Here is a 19,709-nt window from a genome sequence, read left to right as displayed (position 1 = left end):
CGCAGGCTCGCACGCCGGTCGCGGCCGACGAACGAGCAGGCGCCGGCGCCAGCACCGGTACCGCCGATTCGCAAGTCACCGTCATGATCCGCGCTCCGCCGGCTGCGGCAACCGCCGATCCCCCATCGCTTCACCACCTGCCACACGACGTCCTGGCCGGCCCGCCCGCCCCCATCAAGCCACACGCCCCTCGCACATCAACGCCGACACCAGCCGCAGCGCCGCCACATCCCGCCGGAACCGCCTCGCCCACGCACACAGCTGCGGCCCGCACTCTCCCCCGTAAAGCAACACGGAACGCGCCTTCCGCGCGCGATTCACCTCTCCCCCACATCCCCAACCCCACCACCTCATCACCCAACCTCACGGCCGAGCGATCGAACCGCAACCGGCTCGGGCCCGGTCGCGGCTCCCAAACCCCCTACCGCAGCGGAAGTTCGATCCGCAGCGTCTTCGCGGCCTCGGGCGCGCGAAGCAGGAGTGCGGTCGTACCGTCGGCTTCGGCCACCAACGCCCGCACGAGCGTGAGCCCCGCCCGTACTCTCAGTTCGCGTCCACCGCGCCCAAGTACCGAGGCCGAGCCGGACTCCCGTCCGCAACATCGAGCCTGACATGAACCGGCCCCACCGCGAGCACGACCCGCACCGCGTCGGTCACGGCAGGGGCATGCCGCACGACATGGGAGGTCAACTCGGTAACCGCGAATCGCAACAGATCCACGAGCGGCGCGGGCACCTGCCAACGCACAGCGGTTGCGGTCAACGCACCCCGAGCCCGCGGAATCGACTCCGGCTGCGGGGGCCGGCACCACATCACCAATGCGCGGCCGGGTCGGGGCTCGATCGGTGCCGACAGAATGGCTGATGGTGAGTCACACATCCTCTGCATACTCGCTTTCCACTTCGTGGGTGGCGACACGGATCCACAGCACCGACGCCCCAGCCGGCCGGCAGTCGACACTCCAGGCGAAACCGCACGTGCACGGCCTCCGGGACAACTGCCACGAGGTCGGCAGCCGCCGGGCCGGGAAGGCGAACGTAAATTCGGACGGCGCCTGGCAGATGCAGGCACGAAGGTTGAGCACCGGTGAGGGATGGAGGACGCCGCGCGCACCGACACACTCCATGCCGTGCGTAACGAGAACTCCACGACACATCCCCACATCTCCAACCCAACCAGCGAACCATCCTCGCCGGCCCAGTTACTCAACGTCGCCGGCCTGTCGACCCGAGTAGCCAAGACAGGTGCCTGCGTGCCCGGTCCGGATCAAGCTCCGTATCTCGTCCTAACAAACACATTGCGACGACTCATCGAGTCGAACACCTGGCCGCCCGGCCACCACGTCCCAAGCCGGGATCGACTCGTCGCCGAGTACGACGTCACACCGGCCGTAGCAAGACGCGGGCGTCAAGGCGCACCGGCCTATGTACGCGGCCCGATCCCACGCCAACCCTTCCGGCGTTTCCCCACACCCGAAGCGAGCGAGCCAGGCAAAGCGACGTCCACCACCGAGTTGGCGCGCGGGGACATCGCCACCCGCTTGCGCATCGAGCCCGGAGAAACCGTCATCCGGACCGACTATCAGTTCCGCGGGACAGGTCAACCGGAACGCCTGCTGACGAGTTGCGAACCGATGGCCGTCGTTGGCAAATCCGCTGTGGTCCTACCGGAATCGGGACCACACGCCGGAATCGGCGTCATCGCCAGGCTGGCAATCCTCGACGTGACGATCGATCACATCACCGAAGACGTAGGCGCTCGAACGTCCACCGCCCGCGAGAGCCGGATCCTCGGTCTGGCCCAGAACGCCACGGTCCTCGTCGTCGAACGGACTCACTTCGATACCAACCATCGTCCCGTCGAGACGGCCGACATCGTGACGGCCGCCGAAAGGTGGCGCCTCCGGCGCGAGTTGCCTCCGGCTTCGTAGCCCCACGGTCAGTCGAAGCCGTCGCGTCACCCGAACGGCCCTCCGCACACCGCTTGACACGCGGAACCGGCGCTCACAGCCAAAGTCCAATGCCACAAGGGCAATCAGCCCACGGAACACGCCCGCAAGGCGCCGGCAACCATCGATCATCCATCCATTCGGGTGGTTGGCGGGGTGTCCCTCCCTCTAAGCTGCCGCCGCTCCGCCGTAGGCAGCCGCACGGAGGGATCCCGTATGCCCAGAAACCCCACCAGGAACTACTCCAAATACCGCGGTTGGGCCATAACTCTGCTCGTCACACTCCCCGCCGTCATACTGCACGACCTCTTCCACTTCCTGGGCATCAACGGCAACGACACCTGGTTGGCAACCGCAGCAACCGTCGCCCTGCTCTTCGCCGCCGTACACGTCGCCGACTCGGCCCTCGACCATCGCGCCGGCCAACCGTCGGAGCGCGAGTTCGAATGTCAGATCGCCGACCTGTGCCGCCGTGACGGCCTCCTCGCCGTACAGCTGGACCGCGACGCCAACGTCAAGGCGTACCTCCCCGACGGCAGCCTGGTCCTGATCCGCTGCGGCCCGACCGACCACCCGGCTCTGCCCGCAGATTTGCACCACTTCATCGGCACGGCCCACCACGAACACCAGGCCGACATCCCGGTCTTCGTCACACTGCACGGATTCACCAACGAAGCCCGCCGGTTCGCCGCCTATCACGGCATCGCTCTCATCGACCGCCCCCGCCTGGGCCAATGGCAACAGGGCCACGGCTTGGCCGCGTTGGTCGCCACCACCCACTGACCACCACTCGGACATACACACCCGAGGGGTCCACACCCCCGACGCCGAACGGGCTGCAGGGCCTTCCGATCCAACCGCCATCAGCCGACGATGTCCCTGTGCTCACCGTTCACGAGGCACTCTTCATCGACGACCACATCCACTTCCGAGACCACCCCCGTCGGCGCTGTCCGCCTCGTCCATCCGAGAAGCCGACCACACCACCCCGCCCCCGGAGATCCGCACCCTCACCGGTCAGACCCTCTTCATCACGCCCACACAGTCCACCGACCCCGAGCACTTCTGCCGCCGCAACAGCATCCCCTCGACCCGGCGCCCCGACATCTGGGGAGCCCTGCTCGAACCGTTCCTGGACACCGAGTTCACCTCCGCAGCCCAGGCAGCCGGCCTGGCGCGCCTACACACGTCAGGCCTGACAACCGCCGACGTCACCGCGATCCGCACCAAGGTCGCCCCAATGATCTACGCCTACAACGCCATCCACTGGGACCGGGTCCACCTGGGCCTGGCCGACCTCCTGGACGCAGCCACCCCCACCTGGATCCCCAAAGCCCACCGCCCCACCCAAGCCGACCTCTCGGCCTTCACCGACCGGGCCATGAAAACCGCCGACCTCCCGCCCCACCGATGACCACCCACCCCACCCAACAACCCACCCCACAACAACAATCGGAGACCGGCACGTGGCGCAATCCCCCTACTTGTAGTGATCTTCCGAAGACGCTTACGACACACCCGATCAAGTGCAATGATGCTTCGTCAGATCACCGTTGAGCCCGACTCCGAAGATCGCAACTGCTGCGGGGGTGGCAATTTTGACCCAAAACCCGAAGACCCGCACACCTGCAGCCCTCCTGGCAACCCTGGCCACCCTCACCCTCATGGCCCCCACCGCCTGCTCCACAGACAAACCCCCCACCACCCCCAAAATCAGCCAGGCCGCCCCCAAATCTTCAGCCGCCCCACTCCCCCCAGAACCAGCGACTCCTTCTGCCGCACCAACTTCAAGCACGCCAGCGCCCGCCATCAGCGAAGCCGAAGGCATCAGCACCTCGCAGAACTACTTCGACCAAAGCAAGAAAGCGAGATCTGCTCACGACATCAAAGCTCTCGAGAACATCGAATCAGGCGCTTTGCTCGAGATTTCTAAAGGACGCCAAGAACGCATTCTTAAATATGGCGATAGTGTGGCGGACGACGAGGACTTGGCCGCGAATAATGATTTCCACGTTGCTCCGCCTCAGGCATCTCCGCCAGGCAGCGACAGGTGGATCCTTTCAATCGGCCGGCAAACCATTGGAAAGCAATCCAGAGAGTCTCTCGGGGTTTCGCGTCAGTTGGGGGGAATCGGCCCTTGGAGAATGACTTTCCTGGCTTTCAGTGACGTGGGGAAAGAATTTCCGAGCGCTGCTGAGATTGCTACAATCGACGGCAAAAACGTCCTTGCATCGACCAATATAGATTACGGGGTGGAAATCTGTCGGGACTTTGCGAGCTACCTTGACGGTGGATCTACCAAGAATGCATGGGGACCTAAAGCGAAGTCCGTCGTTCAGGACGACAAAAACAATAAGCATGATTCGGAGGTACTGACTAAGGGAGGCACTGCTTCCTTTAAAACCGAGGTTCGGGATATCGACAAGATCCCCTCTTGGCGCACAACGGACGGAGGAAGGTTGGTGATGTGCACAACCAGGACAACCTCAAGCTTGACAGCTGGACCAGCAAGCTCAATCACGATCACCCAGAGCAGAAGTTTCCAAAATTTTAATGGCAAGATCACCACGTGGAAAACTTTAAATGTGGTCAACGTTGGCATGGTCGTAATCAAGGTTCCTCCAGTTAAGGGCACGCCAATTGAAATCGTCGCGGCGTCCGCCCGTCCCTTGTCCGCCGATGGAATACCGTCCTGAGCCCTAACTAATTTCGAGTCCAGATCGAGGTCGCCCAGTCGGGAGGGGCTATGTATAAGTTGAGGATTCTGCGAGGCGCTGCTGTGTCGTGCGCTGCCGGAACTTTCGCCGCCTTGCTACTCCTTCCAACGGCTTCGGCAGACGATGTCAATAACTGTGGCGACCTCATCATCTGCATAGAGATTCCTGGCGCTGGAGGCTCCAACGGTGGCAGCGGGGGAGGAGCCTCAAGCGGAAGCGGTGGAACCACGAGCGGAGGCGGAACTGCCGAACCTGGATTCACTCAGGGCGGCTCTGACTTCAGCGCACTTGGAGCCAGCACCACGACCCCCGTTGGAAATGGAGGCAACCCCCCACCCCCTACGGATGCTGAAGTCGCAGCAAGGGCGGTCGCAGAACTTCGCCTTCGAAAGCCCACTGTTCATATGACCCCCGAAGCCGGAAAACTAGGTCTGGTAGGCCTTCCGGTCTGGTTGTGGATCGATGCCGATGACCCGCACCAATGGTCACCTCCGCCTGAAGGAATCTCGAAAAAAGTCACATACCGAGAGGTGACAGTGACTGCCACTGCTTTCTCTTCCTACGTAACATGGTCTATGGGCGACGGCACGACCGTAACGTGTACGGACCCCGGCACGAAATACGACCCCTTACGCAAAGGGGCCAGTTCCGAGACGTGTGGACATCAGTACAAGTCGACCTCGATGGGAAAACCAAATGATCGATTCACCGTCACAGCCACTGTCCATTGGAGTGCCAACTACGTAGGCAATGATGGCGTCGTTCACGCCCTGCCGGACATGCTCGGAACCACTTCAACAAACGCACGGATCGGCGAACTGCAGATCATTAATTAAACGGTCGCCTCTCACCTCGAAAGAGAGCTAGATAGGGCGGGCCTTGACGTTCTCTCAACAGTTAGGACGGCATCGTGCATGCGAGCGACCGTGCTGGTGGCCCGGAATAACCCGCTCACCGTGTCGCGGCAATCCGGTTCCTCGTACGGAAGTACTCGTCCAACACGCGACCACATAGTTCGCCTAGTTCTGTGTGATTCGACGTATATCAAGGGGTCGGCAATGGTGACCTCGTCGAGTTCGCGCGGGCGGGCTGGTTGAAGCCTGCTGAGGTGATGTGTACGCCCGGGGTCAGCCAGTCGCGGTGGATCGCGGGTTCGAGTGCGTGGGTTGCTGCGGCGGCGGCAATGACCGCGCCGGCGAGGGCTCCTGCGTAGGTCGGTACGGCGCGGACGTCGGCTTCCGGGGTGGCGGGGAGTTCCTCGGCCAGGGTGGCAGCCTTTGCCGGGTTTCGGCCGGGCACTCGTTTCTCGCGGATGGGGCGGACTCTGCACAGCGCGTGGACGTGGGAGTGTGCCCGTACTCCGGTGCCCAGGGTCGCCGGTGCTGTGGGTTTCCCGCGGCCGACGACCGTGTCGAGAGGGACGAGCACGCCGCAGTCCGCGACGCGGTGATTGTCGTGCCGTCCAGTGGTGCGGCAGTCGGCCTCTCTTGTTTTTGGGTCGAACGCCAGGAGCCGTGCCTGGTGAATCGGCAGAGCGGTCCCCCGGCGTTTGCCGGGAAGGGTGAGACCCAGTTGGCTCGTGAGGACCTCGGCCGTCGGCACGAAACTCGGCATGGCTGCCAAGAGTCCGCCGCGCTCGGGCGCCGGCGCGGCCACACGGTCAGGCGCCGAGGCGCGACGAGGCATCGATCGGCTCATCCGGTCGAGTAGGGACTCGACCGCGGGCGCCCGAGGAGCAGCACGTGCACCTCCCGACAGCGGTCGTGCGGCCGGCGGACCGTCATGGCGAGGCGTTGACCACGGAACTGCTGTTCTGGCTCTGCCACGCCGTACCTGCGGCCACGTTCGTCCGCATTCGCCGGTTTTTGCGAGTGCGTCGCTGTGTAGGCCGAGACGTACGGTCGGACCGCCGCCGGAGACGTGGGGTGCATACGGAACGTGTGGTCAATCCGAGACGTGCGTCCGGAGAGACCGCCCGCCCGTCGTCTACGGGCGGGGGAATCGCCGAGGGCCGAGACGGTTTCCGCCTACCGGCGTGCCGACAGGGCATGGCTTTGTTGCCGAGTCCGCGACGATGTCGATGCCGAGGGCACGCTGTGCCGATGCGGTGCCGGTAGCGTTCGAAGCGTCGGCGGCCGCTCATGTGGTCCGGGAACGCGAGCCTCTCCCGGACGTGTCGACGGACGTGGTCGACGCGCCCACTCCGGTGTGTGTCCGGCGGTCCAGCCGCCGTTTACTCGCGCCGCTCGCCAAGGCCGGACAAGCCGGACCTCCGTGCAATTCTCGGCTCGTGCTGTGTGATTCGCCGCCCCAGCGCCCGCATTCGGGGGCGCGTGCGGCATCCGGCCCGGCTCCCCCTCCGGCCGGCTGGGCTGCCGGCGCCTCGATTCCCCATGGCCGCCGTTCACCTCCCGCCAGACCCGGCGCACGCCCCGCTCACACGCGAACGCCACCGTGCGCCCAAACGCGCCCGTTGCCCCGAACGGCCCACTCTTTCGGGGGACTTCGCAATCGCTCGTGCATGGCTAGCATTCCGAGAGATTGATGCCATGCAATTGCACATGGCTTTGCATGGAGACAGGGGAAAGCCCGCGCGCCTCACCCGGGGGTGCGCTCACTCGGGAGGAAAGGGTCACCATGAATCGATACCGAAGCGGCGCACCGGCGGCGTCGTTCCGCGCTGCGGAGTGGATCAAGAGCAGTGCCAGCACGGCAACCGGCAACTGTGTGGAGCTTGCCGCCCTCTCCGGCGGGGACGTCGCGGTGCGCAACTCGCGGGATCCGCAGGGGCCGGCGCTCGTCTACTCGGCTGCCGAGATCACCGCGTTCTTCGCGGCTACCAAGGCCGGTGAGTTCGATCGGTTGATCGAATAGGGCTCAAGCCCGACCGGGAGACAGGGAGACGGGGAATCGAGACCGCGTCGGTCTCGTGCAGCGACCGGCGGACGCGTGAGGTTGCGTTTGGGATACTGACGCTCGACGCCGCCCAGTCCTGGAGTTCGCATGTCCGCCGCACTCTCCGACGATCCGTGGTCGCCTCGCCCTTCTCCGTCCCGCTCGGACGCACCGTCCCCGACCGCTGCCGGGCCCTACGACGACGCCGCAAAGCCTGCCGCCGCCGTCAAGGTCCTCGGTACGATCCTGCGTTCGCTGCGCGTCGACTGCGGTCTCGGGTTGAAAGAGGCGGCCGATGTCATCCGCGGATCCGCGTCCAAGATCAGTCGCCTCGAACGCGGCGAGAGCCCGCCAAAACACCGTGACGTGTTCGACCTCGTCGCCGCGTACGGGGTCCACGACCAGACCCAACTGGCCGTCATCGAGGACCTGCTCCGCAAGGCCAACCAGCGGGCGTGGTGGCAGCAGTACGGTGACGTCACACCCGGTTGGCTGAGGCGGCTGATCAGCCTGGAGGATTCCGCGACGCAGATCCGCTCGTACGAAGTCCATGTCGTGCCCGGGCTGTTACAGACCCCCGACTACGCCCGGGCCGTGATCAAGGCGGGCTTACCCAACGCCTCGCCCGCCGAGATCGAACGCCGGGTCGAACTGCGCGTGTTGCGTCAGCAGGTACTGCGCTGCCCCGAACGCCCGCTCATGCTGGCGCTGTTGGACGAAAGTATTCTGTGGCGGCCTGTCGGCGGCGACCGGGTGATGGCCCGCCAGATGCGTGCGCTGCGCGAGGCGACCGAGCGGGACGGCATTCATGTCCGCGTGGTGTGCTTCGACAAGGGCGCGAGCATCACGCCCCCGTCATCGATCACGTTGCTGAAGTTCGCGCACGGTGGCTTGGCCGAAATGGTGTACCTGGAGCAGATCGAAAGCGCGACCTACCTGAGCCGAACTTCCGACGTGGAGCGGTATCGACACGTACTGGACCTGCTCCGCGCCGTCGCCGAGTCGCGCAGGAGCAGCCTGGCCATGCTACGAAGTGCCGAGCTCCATTACTCGACGCGCGACCCCGAATAGCCACCCTGCCCTGGCTTTGCCGAGGCCGGGCCCGATGCGACGCACCATGACCCGCCCTGTCCTCAGGTACCGGGTCCCGCGTACCGCACGTCGCGCGCAGCCGCGCACCGACCCCCACGCCCCACGCCCCACGCCCCGACTGCCGCTTCCCGTTCCCAGCGCCCCACTCACGGCATCCCGCTCACGGCATGCCGATCACGGAATCCGTGCGAGCCCGCCGAACTCCTGCCACTCGTCGGATTGTTCGAAGCGCGGCTGGGCGTCGGGTCGCCATTCCGAGACCTCGACCAGGCCGGGCGGCATGATCTCCAAGCCTTCGAGATAGGCGTGCACGTCGTGGGCCTCCCGCACCCGTCCCCACGTGTTGCCTGTCGCCTCGCGCATGAACTCCGTGACGTGGTCCCGAATGTCCGCACGATCGCTGACGAGTTGGCACACCACCATGAAACTGCCCGACGGCAGTATGTCCACGACCCTGCGGAACATCGCGGCGGGATCGTCCTCGTCGGGAATGCAGTGCGCCACCGACACGAACAACGCCGCGACCGGCTCGTCGAGCCGGATCAACCGCCGAACGTCCTCGTGGCCGAAAATGGCTTTGGTGTCCGTCATATCGGCCTGGATGACAGCCGTTTCGTCGTTGGCGTCGAGCAGCGTTCGGCCGTGGGCCAGGACTATCGGGTCGTTGTCGATGTAGACGACTCGCGAACTCGGGTCGACCGCCTGTGCGACCTGGTGCACGTTGTCCTGGGTGGGGAGACCGGATCCGTGGTCCAGGAACTGGCGGACGCCGTACTCCGCGGCGAGTACGCGCACCACCCGGCGCAGGAAGGCCCGGTTGTTGCGGGCCAACGCCTGGGTGTTGGGCACGACTTCGAGCAGTTCCCGGCAGGCCCGGCGGTCGGCGACGTAGTTGTCGGTGCCGCCGAGATACCAGTCGTACATTCGCGCGACGCTCGGTGTGTTGACATCGATGCCGTGAGAAATGATTCTCTCGCCGTCGCCCACTGGTCGTCCCCCTCGAGTCCGCGCCCGGTCGGGACGCGCCCACTGTCGACCCGCCCATGCTAGGCGTGTCGCCGGGCATCGGGGACCCGCCGAGGCTAAGGAAGTCCCTTACGGAGACGAGGCTTTCGGAGCACGCGGGGTGGGGGACCGGGTCGCGTCGGGGCGCGTGATCGACGGTTCACTCTCCCGAGGGACGTTCCAGTTCTCGGATCGCCGCCGAGGAGAGGGCGCGTTCGGCCAGTACGAGGTCCAAGGCGACCGCGGACGGTTCCGTGCCCATGAGGTCGGCCGCCGACGTGAGCGTCAAGCCGAGGCGATAGTGCACGAGGACGGCGTCGGCCTGCGCCGACGGCAGCACCCGGTGAAGCGCGTCGACACGCCCGCCCGACTCGCGCGTATCGGGCCCTCCCCGGGCCGCCGCTACCCCGGCCACCGCTACCCGCAGCATCTCCCACGCCCGCCGGCGCGGGTTGGGCCCCCGCAGAAACTCGGCCCACCCTTCGGCGAGTTCGTCGAATACGCCGTCCACGATGTGACGCACACCGCGCTCCACAGTGGACATCGACCCGGGACCCGTACCGGAACCAAAGCCGGGATCAACAACGGGACCAACAACGGGGTCAACGCCGGGATCAACAACGATGCCACCATCCGAACCAACAGCAGAACCCACAACAGAACCGACGTCGAAACCGCGATCGGAACCGGCACCGACATCCGCACCGGAGCCGGCACGCACGACGGAACCGAGCTCCGGCCCAACCCCCGAAACGCCCGCGCTCCCGCCTCTACCCACGTCCCCACCACCGATCCGAGCCCGCACGTACTGCCGGTAGTGCTCCTCGTGCAGCAACCGGAAGGCCGTGAAGTCGGGCGAGGACCCGGGCCGCGCCTCCGGACCACCGGCACGTCCCGCCGCACGTGGACGGTGCGGTGTGATCATCGTGGCTTCCTCTCGAACTCGCGGTCCCTCCCCGTGCCCGATGACGATCGCGGGCGCTCCTCCTCGACGAGCAGTCGGAACCGGACGGCGGCCCCGATACGACTGCTCGACCACAACGGCCCCGTGCCCGTGCCCGTGCAGGCGCGTTGGCGCAACGCCCGGTACACCGTTTCGGCCGACGGCTGATTCGCCCCACGCGGCAGGCCGGTTCGGGCACGGCCCGGCACGAGTTCACCGCACGACACGGCTCGGAACGCGTCGACGTCCAGGCGCTCGGCGGTGTCGCGGAAACGTGTCTCTCGGCGCGGGGCGAGTACGGTACCGCTCTCCAGTCGGAGCTCGTCACGGGCCTGCCGAGCACTGCCCCGACGCCTGTCGTCGCGGTAGCCCCCGCTCCGTCCGGCCTCCGTGCACAGAAGGAGTTCGCCACCGCGAAGTGCGCACCACGCCGCTGGGCCGTGGAGGGGAATGCTCATGACTTCCTCCGTTGGGCTGGGATTACTCCGTGTGTGCACGGCCATGCGCATGGCGCACGCTGGAAGAGATGGGGCGGGCCGCTTCCGTCGGCGAGCGACAAGCGACGAGTGGTGAGCAACCCCACCATGCGGGCGTCGGCCACGGGACTGTCGACTCTCGCCGGATCGACCGCACCGCCGAAGGTGGCCACTCACGGAGCGGGCGTCGGCGGCGGTACGGCGCTCAGCCACAAGGGGAAGCTTCCAAATCTCGATTCCGCGAGTTTTCGGAAATCGAAACGCAGGAATGATACATTCGGGAACTGTCACGGGTTGATGAGTAATCCGGCGACGAAATCGTTCGAACATGTAATCCTGTTTCGATCGAACCTGAGGCCCCGGGCCGTGGCTAGCACCACCGGCTCGGGGTTCTTCTCTGCCCGAAACTATCAGGATCCACCACGTACTCGTGGGGCATCCCAGGATTTTCCTGCAAGTGGGCATTCCGGCGAGCATGAGAGTCCATCGCACTCCACCCCGGAAGCGCCAAGCGATAGTCACACTTAACAACTGGCGATCGAATCTGTCCCGTACCAGCTCAGGCGTGCCACCGAGGCGACCGGAAGGCTCCCGACCGGACGATCGCCCTCCGCATGGCCGTCCTCCGAGGAAGGTGACCCCTCTACTCCGAGCTTCACTCGTTCGAGTTAATGGCGGGATTGCATATGCAAGGAATTTGATCATGGTGAGTTTCGAAGCCCGCTACCAAAACCGCTCGAACGTTCGAGCGCCACCCATTCCGCCACCCCGTTACTTTCGGGAAACGAAGGCTATCCTCGACCACCGACATCTCAACGTCCGATGTTGCGATGATTTGGAATCACTACGTCCCGACCGGACTACGTACCGGCGTCACTGCGCCCCACGGGAATCACTCGTCACTCCACCCACGAGGCCACCTCGAGGAGCGGCTTTTTTCCGAAATCAAATCATCAAGAAAACTCATCCGACTTCACCAAAGGCCATCCCCTCGCCTCAAGCCTGAACACCGCCGTCGGTTCCGGTGGTTCCGGTGGTTCCGACGGTTCCGCCCCAACCCTTGCGTACGCCCGGCCCCGGCCCCTACCCCGACGGAGCCCTCGGCGCCGCCCGCCCCCGAATCCGCAACGTGCCTCCGACGGCGACCGGGCCCGGCCGTGTACGTACTCGTCCGGTTCGTCGACCAACGCCGTAAACGACGGGTCGTCCTGGCAAGCGGTCGGAGTCCACAAACAGGTAGGCGACCCGCCGGCCGGCCCCGACGAGGTCGCGCGCCTACGCAGGTTCGTCGGTGTCCAGCCGCAGCGCGACGATGATCGCGTCCAGTACCACGTCGGAAACGTGGGAGATGGCCGTCGCCTGACGCCCTTCAACGCGGGGCGTCACCGGAGCAATCATCGGCGCCCGCAAGCGAACTCGGGTAGACGGCCGGCCCGGCGTCGACTCCCCCGACCCGACGCGACCGCCGGCGACCTCGACGAGACCGTCCCGGCCATCATCGAAACCGGCACCGGCCCGGACTCGGTGCGCGCGTAGCGACGTCCGGCCCGCTCCTCACCCCACGGCCCCCAGCGTGGTTTTCGTCGGGCTCGGTAGTGCCCACGACCTGAACGCCGATGCCGGCAAGGCCGGTTCGTCTCTGTGCCCGTCCACGCAACGCTTCAGACCACATTCCATCCCAACGTCGACGCGATGACTGCGGCCTGCTCCGGGTTGATCGTCGCGCCCTTGAACTCGACCGTCAGCGAGTCGAGCGAGGACAGGTCGCTCCCGCGCAGGTCCGCGCCCGTCAAGTTGGCGCCGTGCAACATCGCGCCGGACAGGTCCGACCCCGTCAAGGTCGCCTTCTCCAGCCGCGCGGCCGTGAGGTCCACCTCGCGCATCCGCACGCCGTCGAACGTCGACTGGCGCAGATCGGCGCCCGCCAGACCGACGAAAGACCAATCGCCGCCGGTCACTTCGAACAGCGTGAAGGTCGACTGTCGGAACACGCTGCCGACCATCTTGCAGTCGGTGAACTTGGTGTCGAAGAAGGTGCACCGCTTGAACGTGCAGTTCGTGAACGCCGCCCCGGTGTGTACCGACGCGTTGAACTTGACCCCCGCGAACGTGCACGTATCGAAGATCGCGCCCTCGTCGACGACCTCGGTCCAGTCGGTGTCCAGGAACGAGCAGCGGGTGAATCGCTCCTCCGTCAACTCCCGGCCGTACCAGTCCTCGTCGCGCACTACGAGATCCTCGTCCGGATTCGGCGAGGTGGACGACACGGGCTCGATGTTGGCGCGGGCGGGTCGAGTAGCCATCCTCCCATTCAACATGTCCCCACCGACACCGGCCCGCGGCCGTCGTCTGTCACGATCTCGCCGCCCGCCCGCACGCCCGGGTCGGGTCGGACAAAAGCAGCCAGGTCAGCAGCCGCGTCGAGCCGCGTAAAGCGCGTCAGGCCGCAGAAGGCCGCATCACACGGGTACCTCGACGAATCTGAACCCCAAAGCCGCCAGGAACGCCCGCAGCAGATCGTCAGGGGTCCCCTCGGTGCGCAGGATCGCGTCGAGTGCGGATGCGTCGGGCACGATGCCCGCTTCCCGTGCCCACCCCAGCGCGTGCGGAAGGACGTCCTCCGGTGGTGGGCCGAGATCCGGGGCCAGGGCATACGACCTGGCCGCGTGCGGGGCAAGGGCGCAGTGCCAGATGTCGCCACCGCGGGGGCTCTGGGCGTCGATCATCGCGAAGTGGCCGGACACGATGTCGGCGGTCAAGACCGGCGCGCCGGTATCCGCCATCAGCGACGGGCCGGGGTCGAGGCCGCAGGAGAGCAGCAGAATCTGCCAGTCGCCGTCGCGGGCCGACCATTCCGGCTCGCCTCCGGCCTGCTGTACGGCCGGTAGTTCCAACAAAGGCCACGCCGATCTTGCGACGACATACACACCGAAGCCACCCATCGCACCCAGCATAGGTGGCGCCGAAGGATCGAAGGCGTTCTTTGTGGCGACTCGGGCAAGCCGCCTGATTTCGTCACCCATGCGTGTGACAGAGCGCACCGGCAACGGCCCCGACAGCGCCTCGACCGGCACCGAACGGCACCGCAAGCGAACGTGAATCGATCACTCTGTTGCCCATTCGCTCGGCGTGCGGACGTGAGCGGACGGCCATGACGACTCGTCTCGAAACTCTCGAAACGCTCCGCTCCGACGGTGGGCTGTTCGTGCGCGCAGCCGAGCGAGTCGGCCTCGACGCGCCGCTGCCGACCTGCCCGAACCGGCTGCTGCGCGACCTCCTCGCACACCTCGGCAGCGTGCATCGACAGGTGACCGTAGGTACTGGAATCCGCCCGCCCGAACGCCCGGCCCGTGCCCGAACCGCCGCCGCGTTCGTCGCGGGGCAACGGCGGGCCGCTCCACCGGGTGGCGCTCCACCCACGCCGAACCTGCTCAAGGCCCTCGCCGCGGCCAAGCTCGTGAGCGACCTGCCGGTGAACATCGCGATCGTCCCGGACAACCACAACACCGCGTGGACGCAGTACATCTGACCCGATAGTCCGCGCGCCGTCCCGGAGGTGGCACCGGCGACCGTCGCGGTGACCGGGCCCACCGAAGAGCTGCGCCTGTCGCTGTGGAACCGCACGGGGCCAGCCGGGTGTCGCATCGAGAGGGATGCGAAGTCCACCGAGTGTGAGGGGAGATGGCGAAAGTCGAGTCTCAGTCAGGGGGTCGGGACAGTGTCCGGGCGAAATTGGGGCGTACTCGAACTCGCGCGCCCTGCTTCTCACTTGCCCGGCCTCTACCAGCCCGGTTGCGCAACCTGCCCGGCTGCTCGGTTACTCGTCCGCCCGCGACCGGAGAACGCGCGTGTTCGGTCCCGAAGTTGGTGGGCCTCCGCGGGCCTAGCCCGCCCGCGGAAGCCCGATGTGCCGCTCTGTCGACACGCCGGCACTTTTAAGGATCCGAGTCGTATTCAAAGTCGTCTCGCTCTCCCGTTGAGCTACCAGGCCGCGAGCGGCCCGGGCTGGATTCGAACCAGCAACAGACGACCGGAGCCCGGTCCGATCGATCCGGCGATGAGCGGCGATGCTGAGTCTGGAGCGAGAGTCTGAGATTGATACGCGGGCTGCCTCTACCGATTGGGCCACCCCGACATGTGGTGCCGGGGGAAGGACTCGAACCTTCACCGTTACCCGCGTTCGTCACGACAAGCTTCAGTTTCAGCTTGCGCATATCGCGCACCCCACGGCCCTCCGGCCGGGGGATTCCTTGAGGCTACCCGCCTTGGCCGTTGCCGAGGATGTAGCCGAAGACCGCGTCGCCGATCCGACGGTCCGTCACGTCGGAGCCGTTGGCCTCCTCGCGGGCGAACTTCACCGCCTGCTGGAGCTTCTCGACCCGGTCGACGAGTTCGTTGACGCGGCGGGCCGGAAGCGCCCCGGAGAACTTGACCGTGGTCCAGTAGCCCGCGGCGATGTCCTCGAAGTACATCTCGACCTGCGCCGGATGGTGCTCGGTCGCTTCGGCCTTGACGTGGTTGCGCGGGACCTTCTTGGTTCGGACGGTACGCACGGGCTCGGTGCGCCACGAGTCGGTCGAGGGGTCGAGCGTCCAGGTCTCGGCGGCGTCGAGCACCGGAAGCTTGCGCACGAACGTGTGCACGTCGACGAGCTGCTTCTCGAGGAACAGCAGGTACGACACCGGGACATCGCGCACGAGTGGCGCACCGTCGACGACGACGTCCGCACGGGCCTCGCAGTTCGCCCAGTCCTTCGTACCGGTCACGTCGAACAGCCGGGTGAGCGTAGCGGCGACGGTGCGCAGCACCTCCTCGCCCTTGACCTGGACCCGGGTCGACTCGGACGGAAGTTGCTCGCCCTCTTCGTCCTTGGGCTGGTAAGTACGCGAGATGCCGGACAGCAACGCGCCCTTCTGGACTCGTTGGTGAGCATCCGTCAGTTCCTGGAAGGACTTGGTCTTGACGCCCTTCTCCACTGCGATGATCTGGTTCAGTTTCGCCACGAGGCGAAGCTACCAGGGCGAGTGTTCGGCCCGACAACAGGTTTATCTCCGGGTGTTCACCCACGTGCAGCGGGCGTTGGCCGACGCCTGGCGGGCGTTGGCCGATGCCTGGCGGGCGTTGGCCGATGCCTGGCGGGCGTTGGCCGATGCCTGGCGGGCGTTCGCCGATGCCTGGCGGGTGTTCGCGAAGGCCCGCCTGGCGCTCGCCGATACTCGGTGGGGCCGGCGCTCAACGGGTGATCGGCCGCGCGAAGTCGTCGTCGCCCACGACGCGGTACGTGCCGTTGAGCCGTTGCGAACCGAGCAGGCCCCTGATCCGCTCACCCCGCCGCTGCTCACTCGCGGCGATGCGGTCCATCCAACCGGGGATGTCGCCCACCTCGGCGTCGACGAGGGCGACGGTGACGAGTTCCTGCGGGTCTTCGAGGTTGATCGCGCTCACAACGCGACGCGGGTCACCCTCGAACTGCTCGTCGGGTAGCCAGGCTTCGCGGAATCGGGCGTAGTCCACACCGTCGTTCAACCGTCGCGCGATCACGCCGAGCAGCATCTATGTCATCTCCTTCGACCCTGCCTTACACCGTAAGGATCAGCGTGTGAGCAGCGTGCCTTACGGCGTAAGGCAGCGTCAAGAATCTGGCATCGGCAGCCGGGCGGCCCAATCGGGGGAAGTTCGGGGTTGCGCCGGTGGTCGACGAGTCGGGCGGCGAGCGAGATGAGCCGATCTACCTCTCTGCCCGCGTGGCCCGTCCGGGCGAAGGTCGAGGTGCAGCCGGTTCTTGCCGGCTTCGACCTCGGGCACCTGGACGAAGAGCACCGGGTCCCTCCGCAACGTCGAAGCGCGCCTCCGGGTCGTCGTGACTGGCCTCCCGGCGGACCGGAGCACCCGGCGCCCGGCTTCAGAACGATGCGAGCCTGTAGGGATCGGCGCGCAGTCGATGGTGACGTGGACGATGGTCGATGCACGAAGGTCCTCCGGGGCGACGGGTCCGCCGTGGGGCGGTGCGGGCCGGCCGCCGTGGGTCGGCGCGAGCCATAGACGACAGCCACGGCGACGTTGCCCCGCCGGCCGATTCGGCCCGATCTCGCACCTGGCGACGGTACGGTGCCTCGCCTGGGCCGAAACGGTGACGTACCTGTGCGAATCCGCGCGCCCGGCCACCTGTACAGGAGTGTCAGGCCACGCAACACCGAGCAGGAGGCCGAGATGAGCGATCTCGACGAGTACGGCGGCGCGCCGAACGATCCGGGCGTCTTGGTCGTCACGACCAATGACGTCCCCGGCTACCGCGTGGAGCGGGTGATCGGTGAGGTGTTCGGCCTGACCGTGCGCTCTCGCGCAACATCGGCAGCCAACTCGGCGCCGGCCTCAAGTCGATGGTCGGCGGTGAACTGCGCGGCCTGACCAAGACCCTCGTCCAGAGCCGTACGGAAGCCGCCGAACGCCTCGTCCAGCAGGCCCGCGGCCGCGGCGCGAACGCGGTCCTCGCGATGCGCTACGACGTCACCGACGCCGGCAACGGTACGGAAATCTGCGCGTACGGGACGGCGGTGGTCCTGGCCCGGGCGTAACAGGGGCTGGGCACCGTCACACCAGGCGCCGCCGGTAGAGGCGGTCGGGCCCGTCACGGCAGGTGGACACGCCCTCAGCTGAAGCCGGCGAGAAGAGCCGCCACCGCGAGCGTGAAGCGCTCGTCGTGATCGGCGCGAGTACCGAGGCCGGCCCTCAACGCCTCGTTGTAGCAGGGGAGTTCGAGGGCCGGCCCAGCCTCGCGGCGCAGAGGCGGGCTCGGGTCGACGTCCATCTCGGCCAGCGTGTGGCCGATCACGAACGTCGTCACAGCGTTGAGCAGTTGAAACGCGCGCAGCGGCGCCAGGCCCTCCGCCGCCAAAGCCGCGACGGCCCGCTCGACGGAGGCCAAGGCCGCCGGCGTGGCCACCGGGCGGGTGGCCACGAGCGAGACGATCGCGGGGTGGCGCAGCAGTTCGGCACGGAACGCGAACGCGAAGTCACGCAGCCACCCCGAACGCGAACCGGTCGGCTGCGGGGCGACACTCTCGACGATGCGCTCGACGAGGCCGTCGAGGACCGCGTCCTTGTTCGGGACGTAGTGGTACAGGGTCATCGCCTCGACGCCCAACTCCGCGCCGATCCGCCGCATGGACAGCTTGGCGACGCCGTCGCGATCGGCCACCGCGAGCGCTGCGTCGAGCACCTGGGCACGGGACAACCGGCCCACGGGTCAGGCCAGTCCGAGCAGATCGGCGTGTCGTTCGACCGCGTAGGCGAAGAACGAGTCGGCCGGGTCGGCGCTGCCGGCGAGTTGGCCGAAGAGTTCGAAGCTCACGACGCCGCATACGCCGGTCCACGCGATCATCGCGCGAGCCAGGACCGGAGCCGGCACATCGAGGCCGGCGGCGGCGACGACGGCCTTGAACTGCGCCGCGAGCGGCTTGGGCAACGCGGTCGCACCGGACGCGCGGACGAAGTCCTGGCCGGAGTCGCGCAGGATGCCCAGGAGCGCGTACGGCACGCGAGCGAAGGGGGCCATCGTCTCCTCCGGCGCCTTGTACCCGGGAACCGGGGAGCCGTAGACGAGCGCGTACTCGTGTGGATGGGCACGTCCCCACTCCCGCACCGCGTCGCACAGGCCGCGCCAGGCCGCGCGTGGATTCTCGGGGGCAGCGGTGGCGGCGACAGCGCGCTCGACCCGTTCGCCCACAGCGTTGTACGCGTCCACGATCAGGGCGGTCAGTAGGTCGTCCCGGCTGGGGAAGTAGCGGTAGAGCGCGGACGAGGACATGCCGAGTTCGCGAGCCACCGCACGCAGCGAGAGCTGTTGCGCTCCCTCGGCGGCGAGATGCCTGCGGGCGGCATCCTTGATCTCGTTGGTGAGTTCGGCTCTGGCACGTGCGCGCGCCGTGCGGGGGGCTCCGGTCATGCGGCCAGTCTGCCAGATTACAGATCACTGTTCCTAAACGAGAGCACCGCTCTCCAAGCAGATCACCGCACGCAATCTCGAGCAGTAGGTGCAGGGGCGCAGGGGTGCCGGGCGCCGGGCGCCGGGCGCCGGGCACCCGGGCGCCGGGCACCCGGGCTCTCAGGGCTCAGGGCACTCGGCAGAACGTCGCACTCGGAGGCAGACAGCCTTCCCTAAACAGAGCGCCACTCTCAGACGCGAGCACCGCTCACGAAGTGGAGCAGCATACTCAGAGGCGAGCGACCCCATGGCACGACCCACACGCAAACGAGAGCAGTGCATACAGACGAGAGCACCGCTCTCTAAACAGAGCATCGCATGCCAACACCCAGCTAAACACCGCCCTTTAGGAAGCGCGCACGTCACTCAGACGCGAGCACCGCTCGCGAAGCGGGGCAACACACGCAAAGGCGAGCGGTCCTCCGTGAGTAGAGCACCACACACAGACGAGAGCGTCGCTCTCAAAACAGAGCACCACACTCAAGACCCGAGCACCGCTCTCCAAACAGAGCACCGTACCCAGGACGCGAGGGCCGCTCTCAAAGCAGAGCACCGTACCCAGGACGCGAGCGCCACGCTCAAAGCAGAGCACCGTACCCAGGACGCGAGCGCCACGCTCAAAGCAGAGCACCGTACCCAGGACGCGAGC

18 protein-coding genes and 1 pseudogene are annotated in these 19,709 nt (G+C 66.7%); 9 read left to right on the top strand and 10 right to left on the bottom strand.

Features of this window, described 5'->3' with window-relative positions:
- The first annotated feature begins 1,093 nt into the window (after positions 1 to 1,093).
- From GT354_RS48910 to GT354_RS48895, 4 genes are all read left to right on the top strand, one after another.
- Positions 1,094 to 1,930, top strand: coding sequence for a GntR family transcriptional regulator (locus GT354_RS48910; RefSeq protein WP_161364564.1), 837 nt, complete (start codon positions 1,094 to 1,096; stop codon positions 1,928 to 1,930).
- 234 nt (positions 1,931 to 2,164) lie between these two features.
- Positions 2,165 to 2,731, top strand: coding sequence for a restriction endonuclease (locus GT354_RS48905; RefSeq protein WP_161364561.1), 567 nt, complete (start codon positions 2,165 to 2,167; stop codon positions 2,729 to 2,731).
- Positions 2,732 to 3,188: 457 nt separating this feature from the next.
- On the top strand, positions 3,189 to 3,362 hold the full coding sequence (locus GT354_RS48900; RefSeq protein ID WP_161364559.1) for a hypothetical protein: 174 nt from the start codon (positions 3,189 to 3,191) through the stop codon (positions 3,360 to 3,362).
- Positions 3,363 to 3,612: 250 nt separating this feature from the next.
- Entirely contained in the window at positions 3,613 to 4,644 is a 1,032-nt protein-coding gene (locus GT354_RS48895; RefSeq protein WP_161364557.1) for a hypothetical protein, read from the top strand.
- Between the two features lie 1,065 nt (positions 4,645 to 5,709).
- Here GT354_RS48895 and GT354_RS48890 read toward each other — a convergent pair.
- Positions 5,710 to 6,279, bottom strand: coding sequence for a hypothetical protein (locus tag GT354_RS48890; RefSeq protein ID WP_161364554.1), 570 nt, complete (start codon positions 6,277 to 6,279; stop codon positions 5,710 to 5,712).
- Between the two features lie 1,023 nt (positions 6,280 to 7,302).
- Here GT354_RS48890 and GT354_RS48885 point away from each other — a divergent pair.
- On the top strand, positions 7,303 to 7,539 hold the full coding sequence (locus GT354_RS48885) for a DUF397 domain-containing protein (RefSeq protein ID WP_161364551.1): 237 nt from the start codon (positions 7,303 to 7,305) through the stop codon (positions 7,537 to 7,539).
- A 129-nt stretch (positions 7,540 to 7,668) separates the two neighbouring features.
- A complete protein-coding gene (locus GT354_RS48880; protein ID WP_161364549.1) occupies positions 7,669 to 8,631 on the top strand; it encodes a helix-turn-helix transcriptional regulator in 963 nt (320 codons plus the stop codon).
- A gap of 195 nt (positions 8,632 to 8,826) precedes the next feature.
- Here GT354_RS48880 and GT354_RS48875 read toward each other — a convergent pair whose 3' ends face one another.
- The 5 genes from GT354_RS48875 to GT354_RS48855 all read right to left on the bottom strand — a co-directional run bounded on the left by GT354_RS48875 (position 8,827) and on the right by GT354_RS48855 (position 14,018).
- Complete coding sequence (locus GT354_RS48875; protein WP_161364546.1) at positions 8,827 to 9,639, bottom strand: SAM-dependent methyltransferase; 813 nt, start codon at positions 9,637 to 9,639, stop codon at positions 8,827 to 8,829.
- Between the two features lie 178 nt (positions 9,640 to 9,817).
- A complete protein-coding gene (locus GT354_RS48870; protein ID WP_161364544.1) occupies positions 9,818 to 10,180 on the bottom strand; it encodes a hypothetical protein in 363 nt (120 codons plus the stop codon).
- A gap of 398 nt (positions 10,181 to 10,578) precedes the next feature.
- Positions 10,579 to 11,058, bottom strand: a complete 480-nt coding sequence (locus tag GT354_RS48865; RefSeq protein WP_161364542.1) for a hypothetical protein — start codon at positions 11,056 to 11,058, stop codon at positions 10,579 to 10,581.
- A gap of 1,679 nt (positions 11,059 to 12,737) precedes the next feature.
- A complete protein-coding gene (locus GT354_RS48860; protein ID WP_161364540.1) occupies positions 12,738 to 13,379 on the bottom strand; it encodes a pentapeptide repeat-containing protein in 642 nt (213 codons plus the stop codon).
- A 156-nt stretch (positions 13,380 to 13,535) separates the two neighbouring features.
- Positions 13,536 to 14,018 carry a hypothetical protein gene (locus tag GT354_RS48855; protein WP_161364538.1) on the bottom strand — a complete coding sequence of 161 codons (483 nt, stop codon included), beginning with the start codon at positions 14,016 to 14,018 and terminating at the stop codon, positions 13,536 to 13,538.
- Between the two features lie 209 nt (positions 14,019 to 14,227).
- Here GT354_RS48855 and GT354_RS48850 point away from each other — a divergent pair, with 209 nt between their 5' ends.
- Positions 14,228 to 14,605 (top strand): maleylpyruvate isomerase N-terminal domain-containing protein, encoded by a 378-nt coding sequence (locus GT354_RS48850; protein ID WP_161364536.1) that lies wholly within the window; start codon positions 14,228 to 14,230, stop codon positions 14,603 to 14,605.
- A 727-nt stretch (positions 14,606 to 15,332) separates the two neighbouring features.
- Here GT354_RS48850 and GT354_RS48845 read toward each other — a convergent pair.
- Together GT354_RS48845 and GT354_RS48840 are read right to left on the bottom strand one after the other, a co-directional pair.
- Positions 15,333 to 16,079, bottom strand: a complete 747-nt coding sequence (locus GT354_RS48845; protein WP_161364534.1) for a hypothetical protein — start codon at positions 16,077 to 16,079, stop codon at positions 15,333 to 15,335.
- A 229-nt stretch (positions 16,080 to 16,308) separates the two neighbouring features.
- A complete protein-coding gene (locus GT354_RS48840) occupies positions 16,309 to 16,629 on the bottom strand; it encodes a hypothetical protein (protein WP_161364531.1) in 321 nt (106 codons plus the stop codon).
- 657 nt (positions 16,630 to 17,286) lie between these two features.
- Here GT354_RS48840 and GT354_RS48835 point away from each other — a divergent pair.
- Positions 17,287 to 17,651: pseudogene (locus GT354_RS48835) on the top strand (YbjQ family protein).
- A gap of 74 nt (positions 17,652 to 17,725) precedes the next feature.
- Here the strand turns inward: GT354_RS48835 and GT354_RS48830 are convergent.
- Positions 17,726 to 18,295, bottom strand: coding sequence for a TetR/AcrR family transcriptional regulator C-terminal domain-containing protein (locus GT354_RS48830; RefSeq protein ID WP_346012517.1), 570 nt, complete (start codon positions 18,293 to 18,295; stop codon positions 17,726 to 17,728).
- Positions 18,296 to 18,322: 27 nt separating this feature from the next.
- Positions 18,323 to 19,021, bottom strand: coding sequence for a TetR/AcrR family transcriptional regulator (locus tag GT354_RS48825; RefSeq protein ID WP_161364528.1), 699 nt, complete (start codon positions 19,019 to 19,021; stop codon positions 18,323 to 18,325).
- A gap of 463 nt (positions 19,022 to 19,484) precedes the next feature.
- On the opposite strand from GT354_RS48825, the gene GT354_RS55435 reads away from it, so the two are divergent.
- The coding region (locus GT354_RS55435) for a hypothetical protein (protein ID WP_237536207.1) at positions 19,485 to 19,709 on the top strand (225 nt) is incomplete at its 3' end.

This window comes from Streptomyces sp. SID3343, from assembly GCF_009865215.1.
In the GTDB taxonomy this organism is placed as follows: Bacteria; Actinomycetota; Actinomycetes; order Streptomycetales; family Streptomycetaceae; genus Embleya.
The sequence above is the reverse complement of the archived record's forward strand: the minus strand, read 5'-3'. Positions and strand labels throughout refer to the sequence as shown.